Source organism: Actinosynnema sp. NPDC004786 (genome assembly GCF_053601135.1).
Window position 1 is genome coordinate 40,876 of the sequence record NZ_JBSGBG010000015.1, and the last position, 17,050, is coordinate 57,925.

Annotated in this window: 18 protein-coding genes; 6 read left to right on the forward strand and 12 right to left on the reverse strand. The window is 72.7% G+C overall.

The window, feature by feature from the left end:
- Window positions 1-25: 25 nt before the first annotated feature.
- Together ACWEFJ_RS15825 and ACWEFJ_RS15830 are read right to left on the reverse strand one after the other, a co-directional pair.
- Entirely contained in the window at window positions 26-244 is a 219-nt protein-coding gene (locus ACWEFJ_RS15825) for a ferredoxin (RefSeq protein ID WP_378086611.1), read from the reverse strand.
- Window positions 241-1,461 (reverse strand): cytochrome P450 family protein, encoded by a 1,221-nt coding sequence (locus ACWEFJ_RS15830; RefSeq protein WP_378086609.1) that lies wholly within the window; start codon window positions 1,459-1,461, stop codon window positions 241-243. The genes ACWEFJ_RS15825 and ACWEFJ_RS15830 overlap by 4 nt, the downstream gene beginning before the upstream one ends.
- Before the next feature lie 157 nt (window positions 1,462-1,618).
- Between ACWEFJ_RS15830 and ACWEFJ_RS15835 the strand changes: the two genes are divergently transcribed.
- The gene (locus ACWEFJ_RS15835; protein ID WP_378086607.1) at window positions 1,619-2,014 is read left to right on the forward strand and encodes a YybH family protein; all 396 of its coding nucleotides are present in this window, start codon (window positions 1,619-1,621) and stop codon (window positions 2,012-2,014) included.
- Between the two features lie 43 nt (window positions 2,015-2,057).
- On the forward strand, window positions 2,058-3,224 hold the full coding sequence (locus ACWEFJ_RS15840; protein WP_378086605.1) for an acyl-CoA dehydrogenase family protein: 1,167 nt from the start codon (window positions 2,058-2,060) through the stop codon (window positions 3,222-3,224).
- Between the two features lie 136 nt (window positions 3,225-3,360).
- Here the strand turns inward: ACWEFJ_RS15840 and ACWEFJ_RS15845 are convergent, their stop codons facing one another.
- Both ACWEFJ_RS15845 and ACWEFJ_RS15850 read right to left on the reverse strand, forming a co-directional pair.
- Window positions 3,361-3,975, reverse strand: coding sequence for a TIGR03086 family metal-binding protein (locus ACWEFJ_RS15845; RefSeq protein WP_449714128.1), 615 nt, complete (start codon window positions 3,973-3,975; stop codon window positions 3,361-3,363).
- Window positions 3,972-4,967 carry an RNA polymerase subunit sigma-70 gene (locus ACWEFJ_RS15850; RefSeq protein WP_449714129.1) on the reverse strand — a complete coding sequence of 332 codons (996 nt, stop codon included), beginning with the start codon at window positions 4,965-4,967 and terminating at the stop codon, window positions 3,972-3,974. Before ACWEFJ_RS15850 ends, ACWEFJ_RS15845 begins: the two co-directional genes overlap by 4 nt.
- 147 nt (window positions 4,968-5,114) lie before the next feature.
- On the opposite strand from ACWEFJ_RS15850, the gene ACWEFJ_RS15855 reads away from it, so the two are divergent.
- Window positions 5,115-5,726 (forward strand): hypothetical protein, encoded by a 612-nt coding sequence (locus tag ACWEFJ_RS15855; protein WP_449714130.1) that lies wholly within the window; start codon window positions 5,115-5,117, stop codon window positions 5,724-5,726.
- An 840-nt stretch (window positions 5,727-6,566) separates the two neighbouring features.
- A complete protein-coding gene (locus ACWEFJ_RS15860; protein WP_378086597.1) occupies window positions 6,567-8,564 on the forward strand; it encodes an AfsR/SARP family transcriptional regulator in 1,998 nt (665 codons plus the stop codon).
- A gap of 72 nt (window positions 8,565-8,636) precedes the next feature.
- On the opposite strand, the gene ACWEFJ_RS15865 is transcribed toward ACWEFJ_RS15860, so the two are convergent.
- The 3 genes from ACWEFJ_RS15865 to ACWEFJ_RS15875 all read right to left on the reverse strand — a co-directional run bounded on the left by ACWEFJ_RS15865 (window position 8,637) and on the right by ACWEFJ_RS15875 (window position 11,863).
- A complete protein-coding gene (locus ACWEFJ_RS15865) occupies window positions 8,637-10,061 on the reverse strand; it encodes a flavin monoamine oxidase family protein (RefSeq protein WP_449714131.1) in 1,425 nt (474 codons plus the stop codon).
- A 314-nt stretch (window positions 10,062-10,375) separates the two neighbouring features.
- Complete coding sequence (locus tag ACWEFJ_RS15870; protein ID WP_378086594.1) at window positions 10,376-11,239, reverse strand: class I SAM-dependent methyltransferase; 864 nt, start codon at window positions 11,237-11,239, stop codon at window positions 10,376-10,378.
- Between the two features lie 429 nt (window positions 11,240-11,668).
- Entirely contained in the window at window positions 11,669-11,863 is a 195-nt protein-coding gene (locus tag ACWEFJ_RS15875; protein WP_378086592.1) for a hypothetical protein, read from the reverse strand.
- A 196-nt stretch (window positions 11,864-12,059) separates the two neighbouring features.
- Here ACWEFJ_RS15875 and ACWEFJ_RS15880 point away from each other — a divergent pair, with 196 nt between their 5' ends.
- Both ACWEFJ_RS15880 and ACWEFJ_RS15885 read left to right on the forward strand, forming a co-directional pair.
- Window positions 12,060-12,275: a hypothetical protein gene (locus ACWEFJ_RS15880; protein WP_378086590.1), complete on the forward strand. Its 216-nt coding sequence runs from the start codon at window positions 12,060-12,062 to the stop codon at window positions 12,273-12,275.
- A gap of 2 nt (window positions 12,276-12,277) precedes the next feature.
- Window positions 12,278-12,697 (forward strand): SRPBCC family protein, encoded by a 420-nt coding sequence (locus tag ACWEFJ_RS15885; protein WP_449714132.1) that lies wholly within the window; start codon window positions 12,278-12,280, stop codon window positions 12,695-12,697.
- A 288-nt stretch (window positions 12,698-12,985) separates the two neighbouring features.
- On the opposite strand, the gene ACWEFJ_RS15890 is transcribed toward ACWEFJ_RS15885, so the two are convergent.
- The 5 genes from ACWEFJ_RS15890 to ACWEFJ_RS15910 form a co-directional block, all read right to left on the reverse strand.
- Window positions 12,986-13,957, reverse strand: a complete 972-nt coding sequence (locus ACWEFJ_RS15890) for a glycine betaine ABC transporter substrate-binding protein (protein WP_449714133.1) — start codon at window positions 13,955-13,957, stop codon at window positions 12,986-12,988.
- Complete coding sequence (locus ACWEFJ_RS15895; RefSeq protein WP_449714134.1) at window positions 13,954-14,703, reverse strand: ABC transporter permease; 750 nt, start codon at window positions 14,701-14,703, stop codon at window positions 13,954-13,956. The genes ACWEFJ_RS15890 and ACWEFJ_RS15895 overlap by 4 nt, the downstream gene beginning before the upstream one ends.
- Window positions 14,700-15,812 (reverse strand): ABC transporter ATP-binding protein, encoded by a 1,113-nt coding sequence (locus ACWEFJ_RS15900; RefSeq protein WP_449714135.1) that lies wholly within the window; start codon window positions 15,810-15,812, stop codon window positions 14,700-14,702. Before ACWEFJ_RS15900 ends, ACWEFJ_RS15895 begins: the two co-directional genes overlap by 4 nt.
- Window positions 15,802-16,452 (reverse strand): ABC transporter permease, encoded by a 651-nt coding sequence (locus ACWEFJ_RS15905; RefSeq protein WP_449714136.1) that lies wholly within the window; start codon window positions 16,450-16,452, stop codon window positions 15,802-15,804. The genes ACWEFJ_RS15900 and ACWEFJ_RS15905 overlap by 11 nt, the downstream gene beginning before the upstream one ends.
- Before the next feature lie 195 nt (window positions 16,453-16,647).
- Window positions 16,648-17,034 carry an SPW repeat domain-containing protein gene (locus ACWEFJ_RS15910; RefSeq protein WP_449714137.1) on the reverse strand — a complete coding sequence of 129 codons (387 nt, stop codon included), beginning with the start codon at window positions 17,032-17,034 and terminating at the stop codon, window positions 16,648-16,650.
- Window positions 17,035-17,050 lie beyond the last annotated feature (16 nt).

Below are 17,050 nucleotides of genomic sequence, written 5' to 3' on the forward strand. Positions count from 1 at the left end.
CGTCGTGGCGCTCTCCCGCGCCGGGTCACGCCAACAACTTGAGGATCACCGACTCCGTCGGGCACGTCGACATCACCGCGTCGGCCTGGGTGACGTCCTCCTCCTCGGTCAACTCCGCGCGCAGCACCTCGGCCTCGCCGTAGGGGTCCAGCCGGAACAGGCGCGGTGCGAGCGCCTGGCACAACCCCGTGCCGCGGCACGTCTCCTGGTCGACCGAGAGGGTCGCCCTCGGCTTCGCCGTCACGCCGGAGCGCCCAGGTCGACCGGCAGGCGCAGCGGCGAGCGGATGAGCCAGGTGGGCGCCCACTCGACCTCGTCGCGCGGCACCGTGAGCCGCATGTTCGGGAACCGGCGGAACAGCGTGGAGATGCCGGTGCCGACCTCCATGCGCGCCAGCGCCGCGCCCAGGCAGTTGTGCAGGCCGTGCCCCAGCCCCACGTGCCGCACGCCGGTGCGGGTGATGTCGATCCGGTCGGGGTCGGTGAACTGCGCGGGGTCCCGGTTGGCCGAGAGCAGCGAGAGCAGCACCGGCGACCCCTTGGGGATCGCGACACCGCTCACCTCCAGGTCCTCCGCGGCGAACCGGAGCAGCCCGGTGGCGAGAGCGCCCTCGTAGCGCAGGAACTCCTCCACCGCGCCGGGCAGCAGCTCGGGCCGCTCGTTCAGCAGCGCGATCTGGTCGGGGTGCTCCATCAGGCCGAGCGACGCGGAGCCGAGCACGCCGCGCGTGGTGTCCAGGCCGGCCATGATCATCACGGCCAGCATGGACAGCAGCTCCTCCTCGGAGAGCCGGTCCTCGCCGTCGCGGGCCTGGATGAACAGCGACGTCAGGTCGTCCGCCGGGTCCTTGCGCCGCGCCTCGATCAGCTCGCGGCCGTACTCGCCGATCTCCTCGAACGCGCGGGTGCGGTCGTCCTGGAGTTCCGGGGCGGTGGTGAACGCCCGGTCGATGGCGTGCAGCATGTCGTTGAACCGGTCGAGCTGGAAGCCCAGGAGGCTGCCGAGCGCGCCCGCCGGCACGGCGCTGGCGAACGTCATCAGGTCCGGCTCGTCCTGCGCGGCGAGCTGGTCGATCGCGTCGTTGACGATGCGCTCGACCGTGGCGCGCCACTGCTCGATGCGCCGGGGGGTGAACGCGCCCATGGCGAGCTTGCGGATCCTGGTGTGGTCGGGCGGGTCGAGCACGGTCACGATCTTCTCGACCACCGTGCCGGACGCGAACACCATGCCCGCGCCGCGGGCGCGGTCGTTGGCCCACTTCGCGCCGGAGGTGCTGAACCGGTTGTCGCCGAGCGCGGCGTGCACGTCGGCGAACCGGGTGATGATCCAGGTCGGCACGTCGTCCACGGGGAAGGCGAATTCGTGGACCGGGGAATTCTCCCGCAGCCACTCCAGCGCCGGGTACGGATTGCGGAAGAACTCCGCGGTGAACAACTGCGGTGACAGCACCGGAGCGGCCATCGACGGTCTCCTTGGTGGTTCGCGTGGGATGCCTCTGCGCCCGCCCGACGCTAGGTCCGGCCGGTAACCGCCGAGTCACCACCGACGACGCCCGGAACCGGAAAGCCGTTACCCCGGTGTGGGTTGCCAGTGCCTTGATATACATACCGTAACCGACATGACCCGCCAGCGTGACGATTTCGAACCCCTCGAAGATCCGACCCAGCTCACCGCGCTGTACGTGCGCGCCTTCAACGCCGGCAACGCCGACGCCGTGAACCGGCTCTACACCGAGGACGCGGTCGCGGTGTGGGAACCCGGTGTGGCGCTGTCCGGCGACGACCGCCGCAAGCACATCGAAGACGTCATCGCCCGCGGCGCCTCGGTGCAGGCCACGCTGCGGGACTCCTTCGTCGCCGGCGACACGGCGCTGCTGATCGTGGACTGGGCGCTGTCCGCGACGAACGAAGAGGGCGTCGTGGAGGAATCGACCGGTGTCGGCGCCGACGTGCTGCGGCGCGGGGACGACGGCCGGTGGCGCTACGCCGTGGACAACCCCTACGGGCAGGGGTGAGGCGAGCCACCGGCGGGACGAGTCAGCGAAGAAAGGATGCACTATGACGGACAGCGAAGCACTTCGGTCCGTGCTCGGCGCGGTGCAGGACATCATCCCCGTCCTCCGCCGCAACGGGCTGCAGGCCGAGGCCGAGCGCATGATCCCGACGGAGAACATCGATCTGCAGGACAAGGCGGGCGTGTTCCGCATGGCGGTGCCGCGCCGGTTCGGGGGGCTCGAACTGTCCCTGGCCGACAAGGTCGCGGTGCTCGCCGAGATCGCCCGCGGGTGCCCGTCCAGCGGCTGGCTGGCGGAGACGTGGGTGTCGAACGCGTGGATCGCCACCCTGTTCCCCGACCGGGCGCAGGAGGAGGTGTTCGCCAACGGCTCCGTCCGGGTCTCCAGCGGCTTCGCGCCGACCGGCCGGGTCGTCCCCGTCGAGGGCGGTTACCGGCTCAACGGGCGGTGGAACTTCAACTCCGGCTGCCTGGGCGCGCACTGGAACGTGACGGTGGCCGTGCTGGACGGCACCGACACCAGGGTCATGGGGTTGGTGCCCATGACCGAGCTGACGACCATCGACGACTGGGACGTCTCCGGCGGCGCGGGCACCGGCAGCGTCACCACCGTGGCCGAGGACGTCTTCATCCCCTCCCACCGGGTGCTCGACTTCGAGCACGCCATGGCCAACAACGCGCCCGGCCGCACCAACGGCGGCGCGGACGGGCGTTCCTACGGCCTGGTGAGCATGATCATGGCCGAGTGCGCGGCGGTGTTCACCGGCATCGCGCGCGGCGCGTACGAGCTGTTCCTCGAACGGCTGCCGGGACGCGGCATCACCTACACCTCCTGGACCGACCAGCGGCAGCACCCGCTGACCCAGATCCAGGTCGCCACCGCCAAGAACAAGATCGACGCCGCCGACGCGCTCTCCCGCGGCTGGCTCGAACTGCTCCAGCGCCGGGCCGACGCGGGCGAACTGCCCACGGTCGAGGAGCGGGCGATCGTGCGCGGGCAGACCATGTTCGCCGGGCAGCTCGCCAAGGAGGCGGTGGACATCCTCTACTCCCTCAGCGGCGGCTCGGTGATCCGCCGCACGGTGCCGTTGCAGCGCTTCCACCGCGACCTGCAGGCGTTCATGCACCACGGCCTGACCAACGCCACCACGAATTTGGAGGTCCAGGGCCGGGTCCTGCTCGGCCTGGATCCCGACACCACGTTCCTGTAACCGGCACGCCGCCCGCGCCGACCGACCGTCGCCGACCGATGGTCCGGAGCGTCGGTCGGCCCCCAACGCCGTGGGGGTCGACCGAGGTTCCGGACCTCAGCCGGTCCCGCACGACCCCGGTCCCGCGCGCAGCCCGTTACCGCCGCAGGACCAGGTTCGGGTCGCGGCCGAGGTAGGCCACCAGCCGGTCGCCGGGCGTGGCCGACGCGGTCACCGGCACCGGGTCGGCGAACTGCGGGCGCCGGTCGGTCGGTCCCACCACGACCCTGGCGAAGTCGTAGAGGTCCGCGGCCAGCGCGTCCGGGATGACGCAGTCCGCGCCGCACGTCCGCGCGATGTCCCAGCCGTGCACGACGATCTCCAGCGCGCCCGTGCCCGCCAGCACCAGGCCGTGCAGCGGCGTGCCGCCGACCTCGACGAGCCGGTCGCCGCCCCGGTGACCGGCTCCGGTCCACGACTCCAGCAGCCTGGTGCTGAGGTGGCGGAACGCCGCGAGCACGTCACCGCCGCCGGGCGCGGGCGGCGCGGGGGCCAGGGCGAGCCGCCGGTGCTCGATGCCCTCGCACAACGCGGCCAGGGAGTCGTTGACGTGCGCCAGCAGCGTCCACATGTCCCACGGCCGGCACGGCGTCGGCAGGGAGAAGTGGTCCGTCGTCACGTGGTTGACGACGAAGCGGGCGTAACCTGTCGCGCGTTCGGCCAGGTCCTTGCCGCGGACGAGATCGGCCAGCGCCTCCTGGTAGATCCTCAAGGACGGCGTGTCCGCACTCGGGCGTCGGCCTCGATGGTCGAGGGGAGGCCGTACAGGGAAAACACCGCGCGGTCCTCGGCCACGGTGATGCCCTCGATCCCCGAATCCGACATGTCCAACACCTCGATGGAGTGCGCCCGCAGGACGCCGTCCGGGGTCGGCCGGTAGACGGCGAACCCCGGCTTGCCCGAGATGGTGATGGGGACCATGTGGCAGTTGCCCAGGGTCGGGCACAGCTCCAGGTGCCGCGCGACGATGTCCCGGCCGGTGAGCACCTCCGGCTCGGCGTTGCCGACGTCCATCACCGCCCCGTCGGTCAGCAGGCTCACCAGCACCGCCATGTCGCCGCTCTCGAACGCCGCGGCGTACTGGTCGAGCATCTCCCGCCAGGCGGGGTCGATCTCGTCCGCGGCCACCGCCGAGACCTGGGCCAGCTGGGCGCGGGCGCGGCGCAGCATGCTGTGCACGGCGCTGCCGGACGTGCCGATCACCTCCGCGATCTCGTTGGCCTGCCAGTTGAGCACGTCGCGCAGGATCAGCACCGCGCGCTGGCGGGGCGACAGGTGCTTCCACACCATCTGCAGGGCCTGGGCGCGGCGTTCGCGCGAGGCGACGATCGCCGCCGGGTCGGTGCTCTCCAGCGTGGGGGAACTCGCGCCCAACAGCGCGCCGTCCTCCATGCTCCACGTGCCGTGCGCCTGCTCGTCGCCCCGCGAGTGCGGCAGCCCGGACGGCAGCGGACGGCGCTGGCGGCTCTCCAGCGCGGTGAGGCAGACGTTCGTGGCGATGCGGTACAGCCAGGTGCGGAATGACGAGCGACCCTCGAAATCGCCGTACGAGCGCCACGCGCGCAGCAGGGTCTCCTGCACCTGGTCCTCGGCGTCGTGCACCGAGCCGAGCAGCTGGTAGCAGTGCGCGAGCAGCTCCCCCCGCAGCGAGTTGGCCTGCAGCATGAACTCCGCGTCCACGTCCGAGCGGTCGTTCACCGTCATGTCCCGGTCAACACCCTGCGAGTGCAACTCCATCTCCAGCCCCCCAAGCGCACGCAGACCTCTGTCACAGGGTTAGACCGGGCTGCCGCCCGAAATTCGTCGCCCCGGCCGCGACGAATTTCACCGGCGCGGCAGGTCTACCCTTCCGTGCGCGAAACACTGAGCGAAGCCCTCGCGCGGGTCGGCGCCGTCCCCGACCCGCGCCGCCGGCAACCACCGGCGCAGCTCCGCCCCGACCGCTCCCCCGAGCCCGCCGAACCGCAGGTCGTCATCCCGACCCCCGGATGCACGACCTGCGGCTCACCGGGCGAACGGCGGGTGCCCGCGACCGCGCCGTCCCCGATCGCCTCCGCGCTCGGCGCACCGACCCGGCCTCCGGTGGCCGCCCGCACCGCGCACGGTGCGGCCGCCGCGACGGCGACGGGCTGCGACGCGTTCGGTGGCCCGGCGATCGAGGGCTGGGCGTTCAGCGGCTCGGCGTTCAGCGGCTCGGCGATCAGCGCCCGGTCGATCAGCGCTCCGGTGGTCGGCGGCTCGGCGTTCAGTGCTCCGGTGGTCGGCGGTCCCGCGGTCGGCAGCAGGCCGGGCGGTGCCTCGGCGGTCGGCGGCCAGGCGGTCGGCGACCCGGCGGCCAGAGGTGGGGCGACCGGAGGACCGGTGATCACCGGTCCCGGGTTTTCGCTCGCGCGCGTCCACCGGTGTCGGCACGACGACGTTCACCCCTCGCGATGGCGGCCTATGACGCCCTCCGCATGCTGAGCGTCCGCGCCCGGGGAATCGTCCGGCACATCGCGGTGGCGTTCGGTCTCCGCACCGCGTTGTCGACCGTTCGCCCCCTGTTCGCCGGCAGGTTCACCACCCATATCGGTCATACACCGCGCGCGCTCACCGGAACTTCACACCGGACCGACGCGTTCCGATTCGAGAGGGGTATCGGCACGATCGCCGCAACCGCAATCCTCACGCCGTCAGGCCCGGCCCGCACTGCCGCCGACCCGGCCGCGAACATCCGCGAATCGCTATTCATGATCGGTACAGCACCCGCTGCGCTCGCGCGCGCCGACCGACGCGGCCCGCGCCGACCGCTCGGCCGCGCCGGTCGGGTCCGGCGGGGACCGAGGTGTTCGCAGGGAGTTCACCGCGATGCCCGTTGCCGCGGCGAAGTGGCCCGTGACCACGGTCGATCCACCGGCCGGCCGGGCGGGAGCCCCGGACTCGACGACCGGGATCCCGTAGTGACCGGACGACCACCGGTGTGGCCGAACCGGTGGGCGAATCGGGTGGCCGCACTCGACGTCGGCGTCCTTTCGGCCGGACACGACTCCGCGAACGGAGCCGTGCCGACTGTTCCGTAAACCGTCGGAACCCGAAAGAGGACGCCACCAAGACACGAGGAAGCAGCCACCAGTGCCACCGAATGGCGGATAGGTGATCATATCGCCGATGATGCTACATTCGTTTTGGGGGTAACCTTATCCGGGGTGGGCCACCACGGTGTGCGGAGGTTACTCCAATAGTGATTTAACAGATAGCGGACGCCGAGCGCAGTCATCGGAGACCGCGCAGCGATCGAGACCGTACTCACCTGTTACGCGAACCATGGGGGCATCGTTGCGTTTCAATATATTAGGTCCTGTCGAGGTCTTATCCGGCGGTCGACCGCTCACCCTGGGCGGCGCGAAGCAGCGGGCGACGCTCGCCCTGCTGCTGATGAACCCGAATCGCGTCGTCGCCACCCGCAGGCTCCTGCAGGCGCTGTGGGTCGAGGAGGAGCCGAAGACCGCCCGGAAGATCCTCCAGAACGCCGTCTGGAGCCTGCGCAACCTGCTCGGTGAGGGAGCCGACGCGGACGAGCAGGTCGAGCTGCGCACGCAGGCGCCCGGCTACATGCTGCGCGTCGAGCAGGAGAAGGTCGACATGCACTGGTTCCTCCGCCTGGTCAGGGAGGGCCGGGCGGAGTTGGCGAGCGGGTCGCCGGAGGTCGCCGCCTCGCTGCTGGGCAAGGCGCTCGCGCTGTGGCGCGGCCCGGCCATGGCCGACCTCGTGGACACCTGTGCGACGTGGCCGGAGTTGACCGCCCTGGAGAACGCCCGCCTCGACGTCACGGAGGACTACTTCGACGCGGAGCTGGCGTGCGGCCGGCACCGGACCGCGCTCGACGAGCTGGCGCTGGTGGTCGAGCAGGAACCGCTGCGGGAGAGGCGCTGCGGTCAGCTCATGCTCGCCCTGTACCGCAGCGGCAGGCAGGCCGACGCGCTCCAGGTCTACCGGCGCACGCGCGCCGAGCTGGTCGACAACCTGGGCCTGGAGCCGAGCCAGCAGTTGCAGTCGTTGCAGCAGGCCATCCTGAACCACGACCCGGAGCTGGCCCGGGTGGCTCCGCCCGGCGTGTCGCCCGCGCCCGTGGTGGTGCGCCCGCGGCGGCCGGTCACCACGCCGCACCCGGTGCCCGCGCCGAGGCCGCGGCCGGAGCCGGAGGCGCCGGGTGTGCGCCAGGTCGGCATCCTGATGATCCGGGCCCGCTCCGACGACCACGACGACCGGGCCGCGGACCTGCTGGCGGAGATCATCCCCGAGGTCGTGGCCCGCTTCGACGGGACGATCACCACGTCGATCGGCTCGATGTCGCTGGCGCTGTTCGACATCGACGAGACCGAGGAAGACCCCCGGATGGTGTGCGCCGCGGCCGCGATCCGCCAGGTGCTCGCGGACGACCCGCGCACCGCCGGGCGGGGCGTGAGCTTCCACGCCGCGGTCGTGACCGGCAAGATCCGCGTCTCCGGCGCGGCGCGCGACCTGCACGCCGTGGCGCCCGCGTCGTTGGACGAGTGCGCGACGCTGCTGGCGCACGTGCCCGCCGGGGAGATCTGGGTGTGCGCCACGACCCGGAGCGCGTCGTCGGCCGTCACCTACGACCACGTCGTGTTCGAGCACGCCAAGGGCGACGCGTTCGCGGCGTGGCAGGTGCGGGAGCGCTCGCCGGCGGCGGTCGGGGCGTACGCGCGCAAGGGCGAGATCGGCCTGCTGCACGACCTGCTCGGCTGGGTGGGCACGTGGTCGCGGCCGCACCTGGTCACCGTGCTCGGCGCGGCGGGCACCGGGAAGTCCCGGCTGATCGAGGGGTTCGCCCGCTCGGTGAGCCGCACCGACCAGGCCCACGTGGTGACGCTGCGGTGCGGCGGCGGACCGTCCGGCGAGGCGACCAGGGCGCTGGTGGAGGCGTTCGGCGGGTTGCCCACGCACGCGCACGCGCCCCGGCACGACCTCGCCGCGGGCGCGCTCGACGTGCCGCCCGGGGGGCGGTTCGTCGACCGGATGAGCCTCAACCGACCCGCCGTGGTGCTCATCGACGACCTGCACCTGACCGACGACTCGCTGCTCGACCTGCTCGACGACATGACCGGCTCCCGCCGGGCGCTGCCGCTGCTCGTGGTGGTGGCGACCGACCTGGAGCTCCTGGGGAAGCGCCCACAATGGGGAATGGGCCGGAGCAACACCACGACGATCCCGCTGGACCTGCCGGGCGGCCCGCAGGACACCACGCGGCGACTCGCGCCCGCGGCGACGCTGAACTACACCGGCGCCCTGGCCGAGTAGCGCGTTCGGCTCGCTGACGACTGGGGACGACGAACGGGGTCCGGTCCACTGTGGACCGGACCCCTCCGTCCGTCAGGACAGCAGGTCGGCCACCTGCGAGGCGGCGCGGGAGCCGGTCTCCAGCGCGCCCTCGACGAAACCGTGGTAGCCCACCGCGATGTCACCGCCGGCGAACGTGACCCGGCCGTGCGCCTGCTGCAGGCCGCGCACGATCGTCGTGAGCTGGTTGGGCCTGCGCAGCGCCCAGCCGCCGCGGGTGAACTGCTCCCGGTGCCACGCGGTCGTCCGGAAGTCCCGGACCCGCGCGCCCGGCAGCACCGTGTTGAGCCTGGCCTCCAGGGCCGCGCGGTCGTTGAGCGGCAGCGTCGGGTCGACGCTGAACGCCACCGCCAGCTGGTCGCCGTTCGCCAGGTCGCCCTGCGGGATCACCCAGGAGAACGGCGCGCCCGCCGGGCCGATCGCCGACGTGGTCACGCCGGGGGCCAACCGGAGGTGCACCTTGATCGCGTTCGGCACGCCCACGCCCTGGGTGGTCGCGGCGCTGTGCGCGCGGGGCAGGCCCGGTGCGAAGTAGATGGTGCGCCAGACGTTGACCGGCACGGCCACGACCACCGCGCCCGCGGTGTACCTGGCCCCGGTGGTGGTCACCACCTCGACGGTGCGGCCGTTGTCGAGGACCGCCGCGACGGGGCTGTTGAGCCGCAGGTCCGCCTGGCTCTCGGCGAGCAGCGCGTCGAGCACCGCGCGCATCCCGCCCACGGGGCGGAAGGCGTTCAGCGAGTCCCAGCCCTCCTGGTTCCACCCGCACAGCGCCCACCACTGGGCCAGCGCGGTGAGGCCGCCGGTCGTGTCGGTGCCACCGGAGTAGATCGAGGTGACGGCGCTGAGCCACTGGTGGTCCTGTGCGGACAGTCGCAACCGGTTGACGCCGTCGCGCAGCGTCAGCGGGTCGACCGCGGCGAGCAGGTCCTGCCGGACGAACGGGTCCAGCGGCTGCGGGAAGTACTGCTGGGAGCCCTCGAACAGCCTGGCGATCAGGCTCACCAGGTGGTTGTTGGACGCGACGGCGTCGACCTCGCGCGGGCCGTTGGCGGTCGGGTAGAACGACGTGGGCACGGCCACGCCACCGGTGACGAGGCCGATGCCGTACCGGTCCAACTCGGCCATGGCCCGGGCCTGCCGCAGGCTGAACCACTGGCCGCCGTACTCGATGGACTGGTCGGCGAACGTGCCGGTCCAGGTGCGGCCGCCGATCCGGTTGCGGGCCTCCAGCACCACCGCGCTGTGGCCGGCCAGGCGCAGGTCGCGCGCGGCCGCGAGACCGGCGAACCCCGCGCCGATCACGATCACGTCGGCCGAGTCGCGGGTCGACGCGCGGGCCGCGCCGCCGGCCCCGGCCGCCACGGTCAACGCCGTCGCGCCGGCCGCCGTCAGGAATGTCCGCCGACCCAACGTGCCACTGCCGCGGTCGGCCTGCTCATCACGTTCCGAACTCACCTTGCGCACGCTCTATCCCCCACGTGAGGTCTCGAATTCCACCCCGCCGGATGGGCGAGTTGTTTACTCGCCAGTTCTATCGGCAGGCGGTAATCGGGCGATCACCGCGATTGCACCTTATTCGATTACCTCGCGGTGACCGGCTCGATATCCGACGTCCGCACCTGCGGAAATGACGGCCAAGCGACCGCCGGGACTGTGCCGACAATCGCGCACGAGCCGTCCGGAATTGCACACGGACCGGTTCAGGAATTCGCGTGGGAGAGCGACTTCGGAATTTCTTCGGAGCAGGTTCGGAACGGTGTGGCGCGGGGTCAGGAGACCAGGTACTGCTGGCCCGGCATGAAGTCGCCGAGCGGCACCGCCGCCGCGCCCGCCGCCAGCACCACCTCGGTGAACGGGTCGCCGGCGTGCATGGCGAGCAGCAGCGACCCCGCGCCGAACCAGCGGCGGTCCACGACGTCCTGCCTGGCCGCGGGCATGCTCTCGTTCAGCGCCCAGTTGGAGATGAACAGGTCGGCGGCCACGTCCGTCTCGGCGACCAGGCCGATCGGCACGAGGTTGACCCGGCCGCGGACCGGCCGCACCGGTCCGGTGTCGTGCAGCACGACCCGTTCCTCGCCCAGCACCGCGCACAGGTAGAGCCACTGCACCGCGCTGAAGACCGGGGTGTCGAAGATGACGCACGTCGGTTCACCGCCGTGCAGGGCGACTATCAGGCGCATCAACGCGCCGAACCCGCCGCCCCATTCCACGATCGTGGCCGCGTCGCCGATGCGCCGCCCGGTGGCCTCTTCGTAACGCAGCAGGTGGAACACCTGGTGCACGGTGTTCGAGGAGGTCCGGATGTCGCTGTCCGGCAATGGCGTGGTCGGCGGGTCGCCGACCGGCGGTTCGGCGAGCAGGTGTTCGTCGGCCAGCCGCGGGCGCACATAGGGCAGTTCGTGCGGCAGCACTCGTTCGTCGACGAACATCTGGAACGCGATCGAGGGGTGGCGCAGGAAGTCGGCGGGCGGCGCCGGCAGCAGGTCGCGTGCCAGTTCCGCGTTGCGCCGCGCCCAGTCCGGGCGCACGTAGCGGGCGTCCACCAGCGGCCGCACCGCGGCCAGCCGTTCGGCGAAGCGCGAGGCCAGGTCGCCGAACGCGCGCGGCGGGTCCGTCCGGTCGGGTGTGCCCATGCCCGGTTCGCTACCCCAGCCGGCCCGGTCGAAACCGGCGGTGGTCCGGGCGGGTGTCGCAGTGCTTCGCCGAAAGACACCCGCCCTCGTGCACCCTCGTCGTCCGCGGACCCTCCCACTGTGGTGGACACCCCGGCCGGTCGACCTTGCGATCACCTTGCGATCCCCGCGCACCGGAGCACGCCCACCTCGGCGGTGCTCCGGTGCGGTGGCGCCGGTTCCCCTCCCCCTTGGCCGGGAACCGCCCCTGCACGGGGTTGGCCTCAGGCGTGGGCGGACCGTCCGCCGGCGCGTCCACAAGGGATTCCCCCGCCCGGCGGGCCGCCTTTGACCTGCACTGATCCTCTCCCGGTCGCGTGGTCCGGACAACGCGGCAACCCGGCCGGGCCGACGCGTGGTTCCTTGCCGGGACCCGGCAAGGAGCGCTCGTCACGCTTCCCCGGCGCAGCGGGCGCAGCAGTGGGGTCCGACCGCGCGGTCCCGCCCGCACCACCCGTGGGCGACTGCGTGGGTCCAGAGCAGTCGCCACACCGTGTGCACGACCCGGTCCTCGAACACGCGACCGCAGTGGTCGCAGATGAGCACGAGCGCGGTCGAGCCCCGTGCCGCGGGGATCGCGGTCACGCCCGGTGTTCTCGTGGTGGGTGGTTCGTCATCGCGTGACCACTCTGGCCGCAAACCGCGCCGGTGCACCTTGCGGTCAGCTTGCGATCGCGCCGCGACCCGCGAACGTGTGGTTTCGTCAGATACATGTCAGGTCGTCCACCTGCGGTTTCCCGGACGATGGAACGAGGAGCCGAGAAGGGATCGAGGAGTGCGCGTGATCGACCACCACGAGCAGGACCCCTTGTGCCGGGATACCGTCAGCGCGCTCGCCGCGCAGTTCGGCGGGCGGGTGCCGCGGAGCACGGTGGCGCGCACCGTCGCCGACGCCCGGCTCGACCTGGAGGGCCGGATCCAGTCGGAGGCGCTGGCGGACATGCTGCACCGCCTCGCCCGGCACCGGCTCGACGCCATGATCACGGCGCGGACGTGAGGATGGCGTTCGCGGAGCGCACCGCGTCCGTCCCGGCGGACGCCGAGGTGGTGTTCGACGTCGTCACCGACGTGGAGCACCTGTCGACCTGGCTGCCGGCGGGCGTGGAGGTCGAGCGGTACGGCCCGCACCTGGTGCGGCTGTGGCTGGGCGAGGAGGTCGTCGAGCGCCGCGTCGCCGTCGACTGGGACAAGCTGCGGATCGACTGGGGCAGCCGGTCCGCGCCCACCTACGTGGGCGCGCTCCAGGTGCTGCGCGTCGCACCGGGCCGCAGCGCGGTCACCGTCCGCATGACGGGTCCCGCCGGGCTGCCCGCGCCCCGCCTGGACGCCTGGCTGGCCCGCGCTCTCGAAGCGCTCGTCGAGGTGGTCGGCGCGGAACGGGGCACCCCACCCCGCTCCCTGCTGGTGCCGCCGACGTAGCGGCCTCGCGCGGGCGGCCGGGGCACCACGCCCGAGCGCGGCAGCCCACAGCACCACACGCGAACGCGGCAACCCACAGCACCACACGCGAACGCGGCAACCCACAGCACCACGCTTGAGCGCGGCAACCCGCAGCACCACGCTTGAGCGCGGCAACCCGCAGCACCACGCTTGAGCGCAGCGGCCCGCCGCACCGCGCCCGAGCGGTCTGAGGCACCACGCCCGAGCGCCCGCAGCCCACGGCACCGCGCCGCCGCCCGACCCGGGAACCGCCCTGGTCCGGGCCGTTCAGCCGGACGGCACGGTGACGAAGCCCTCCCGGACCATCCAGTCGCGGGCGACCGCGGCCGGATCGCGGCCGTCGACGTCGACCTCGGCGTTGAGGGCGCGGATGGTGTCGTTGTCCAGCGCGGCGGTGACGGGGGTCAGCACGCGGGCCACCTCCGGGTGCGCCTCGTGGAACTCCTGCCGCAGCACGACGGCGGCGTTGTACCGGGGGAAGAAGTTCCGGTCGTCCTCCAGCACCACCAGGTCCAGCGCACGGATGCGCCCGTCGGTGGTGAACACCTCGCCGAAGTTGCACAGCCCGGTCGAGATCGCGGTGTAGATCGTGCCGATGCCGAACGTCTTGACCTGCGTCGCACGGGGGTCGAAGCCGTAGGCGGCGGCCACGCCGGGGAACCCGTCGTCCCGGCCGGCGAACTCGGTCTCCAGGCAGAACACGCCCTGCGCCGGGTCCTGCCGGATCAACGCCACCATGTCCGACGTGGTCCGCAGGCCGTGCTCGCGGGCGTAGGCCCCGGTGACGGCGAACGCGTAGGTGTTGTCGACCGCCGAGTGCTCCAGCCAGCGCAGGCCGTTGCGGGCCAGGTCGGCGTCGCGCACCGCCTCGAACTGGGCGCGCTCGTCCGGGATCGGCTCGGTGTTGCCCAGGTAGCTGATCCACCCGGTGCCGGTGTAGTCCCACGACAGGTCGATGTCACCGGACAGCAACGCCTGCCGCGAGCTGTTGGAGCCCTGGATGTTGGTCATGTCGCGCACCTCCGCGCCCGCAGCGGCCAGCGCGACCTCGGCGACGTAGCCGAGCACCTGGTTCTCGGTGAAGTCCTTGGAGCCCACCGCGATCTCCACGCCGGCCAGCTCCGGCACCGGGCGGATCGAACCGGGCCCCACCTGGAACGGCAGCGCGAAGGACGATTCCAACCCGCAGCCCGACGCCAGCACGGCCGCCGCCACGAGCACCGCCGCCCGCCGGTTCACCGCAGCCCCTTCGGCCCGAGGCACATCTCGGCCACCGCGCCGAGCCAGTCCACCAGCAGCGCCAGGCCGACCGCCAGCACCGCGCCCGTGACCAGCACGGGCAGGCGCGCGAGCTTGTAGCCGGTGTCGATCAGCAGACCCAGGCCGCCGCCGTTGACGAACACCGCGAGGGTGGCGACGCCGACCGCGTGCACCAGGGCGGTCCGCGCCCCGGCCAGGATCAGCGGCACGGCCAGCGGCAGCTCGATCCGGCGCAGCACCGCGCCCGCGGACATGCCGATGCCCCGCCCCGCGTCCACCAGGGCCGGGTCGACGCCCCGCAGGCCCACCACCGTGTTCCGCAGCACCGGCAGCAGCGTGTAGAACGCGATCGGCAGCACCGCCGCCCACAGCCCTTCCAGGCCGGACACCAGGAAGAACAGCACCAGGATCCCGATCGCGGGCGACGCCTGGCCGATCGTGGCGACGGCGAGGAACACCGGGGCCGCACGGCGGGCCCACCGCCGGGTGAGCACGACGCCCAGCGGCACCGCCACCACCAGCACCAGCGCGGTCACCACGAGGCTGATCACCAGGTGGTCCCAGGTCGCCGACGCGAGTGCGGGCACGGTGAGGCTCTGCCGCTCGATCGAGTCGAGGTCGCGGGTGAACGCCCAGGCGAGCACCCCGCCCACGAGCACGACGACGGCGACCGGCTGCGCCCACAGGCGGAACCGCTCGGACCGCGAGCCGGCCGCGCGGGTCACCGGGTCACCTCCGCGCGGTCGTCGCGCAGCTTCCGCACGGTGTCGATCACCGCGTCCATCTCCACCACGCCGACGTACTCGCCACGCGCGCCCGTGACGACGGCCGTGCCGCCCTCGGTGAGGATGGCCTCCAGGGCGTCCTGGAGCGTCGACTGGAGCGTCACGGAGTCGCCGACGGGCCGCCGCTGCCTCGGGTCGGCCGCGCGCACCCAGCTCACCGGCCGCTCGCGGGCGTCCAGCAGCAGCGCGTGCGCCCGGCCGGCCTCCGCCAGCCGGCGGCCGACCTCGGCCGGCTCGTCGTCCACCGACGCGGTCAACGCCCGGCCCAGCTCCACCTCGCGGACCCGGCGCAGCCGGAGCTGCTTGAGCGACGCGCCCGCGCCGACGAACCCGGCGACCGTCTCGTCCGCCGGGTTGGCCAGGATCGCCTCGGGTGTGTCGTACTGGAGCACCGCCGACCGCGGTCCCAGCACGGCGATCCGGTCGCCGACCTTCACCGCCTCGTCGAAGTCGTGCGTGACGAACACGATCGTCTTGCGCAGCTCCGCCTGCAGCCGCAGCAGCTCGTCCTGCAGGTTGCCGCGCGTGATGGGGTCCACCGCGCCGAACGGCTCGTCCATCAGCAGCACCGGAGGGTCGGCGGCCAGGGCGCGGGCGACGCCGACGCGCTGCTGCTGGCCGCCGGAGAGCTGTCGCGGGTAGCGGTCGCGGAACGCGGCCGGGTCGAGCCCGACCAGGTCGAGCATCCCGTCCACCCGCTCGGCGACCCTGGTGCGGCTCCAGCCCAGCAGGCGCGGCACCGCGCCGACGTTCTGGCCGACCGTCAGGTGCGGGAACAGCCCGGCCTGCTGGATGGCGTACCCGATGCCGCGGCGCAGCCGGTCCGGGTCGAGCGACCTGGTGTCGCGGCCGTCGATCGTGATCCGGCCGGACGTCGGCTCGATCAACCGGTTGATCATCCGCATGGTGGTGGTCTTGCCGCACCCCGACGGACCGACGAGCACCACCGTCTCCCCCGCCGGGACGGTCAGGCTGACCGACTCCACGGCGGGCGTCGCCACGCCGGGGTAGCGCTTGGTCACCTCGACGAGTTCGATCTCACTGGCCACGGATCCCCCTGGAGACGGTGTACCGGCCGATGACCGCGAAGATCCCGTCCAGGACCAGCGCGAGGACGACGATGCCGAGCGTCCCGGCGACGGCCTGGTTGGTCGCGTTCGCGCTGCCGGCCCTGGTGAGCCCGGCGAAGATCTCCACGCCGAGACCGGGGCCCCGGGCGTAGGCGGCGATCGCGGCGATGCCCATCAGCATCTGCGTGGCGACGCGGACGCCGGCGAGGATCGCCGGCCACGCGAGCCGCAGCTCGACCCGGGCCAGCACGCCCACGCGGCTCATCCCGATGCCGCGCGCCGCGTCGCGCACCGCGTGGTCGACGCCGCCGAGGCCGACGATCGTGTTGCGCACCACGGGCAGCAGCCCGTACAGCACCAGCGCGACCACGGTCGGCTGCACGCCCAGGCCCAGCACCGGGATCAGCAGGCCGAGCAGTGCGAACGACGGGATCGTGAGCACCGCGCCGGTCAACGCCGTGGCGGCGGCCGACCCGAGCGGGCTGCGGTACACCGCGACCCCGATCGCCACGCCGAGCAGCGCGGCCATCAGCGAGCACTGCACCACGGCGCTGACGTGCAACAGGGCCTCGACCGCCAGGCGGTGCCACCGGTCGGCGACGAAGTCGAAGAAGCTCACCGCACCACCCCGGACGGCTCGGGCCGGCGCCGTCCCCGCGGACGACCTCCGTCCACTTCGGACAGAACGTGGCGTCGACGGCGGACGTGCGGCGTCACCGGCCGCTCAGAGCACAACATGAGAACCCCATCGTGGCCCACCGCGACGGGATCACACCTGACGAACACCCGACGATTCACTCGAGTTGACGAACGCTCAGGACGTCCGGTCACGGTGCGCGCGTGCCACCACCGTCCCGATCACCGCGATCACCGCCGCGAGCACCACGACCGCGCCCGTGATCGTGTCATTGGCCGCCGCACGCGCCACGGCGTACTCCTCCACCTGCGGCGTGACGGCCAACCACGCGCCGACCGCGAGCAGCACCAGCGGCAGCCACGGCGTCTCCCGGGGCGCGAGGGCGTGGACCAGCGAGCACACCAGCACCGCGCTGCCGGCCAGGACGGTCGTCCACTGCCGGTCCAGGTCACCCCCGGTCATCGGGTAGCGCAGCGCGAACGGCGCCATCACGAGCCAGAGCCCGGCCACCAGACCCAGCACCGCGCCGAACGACGTCGCGGACCTCCCCGCGGCCCGCGACATCCGATCCTCCCCCGAC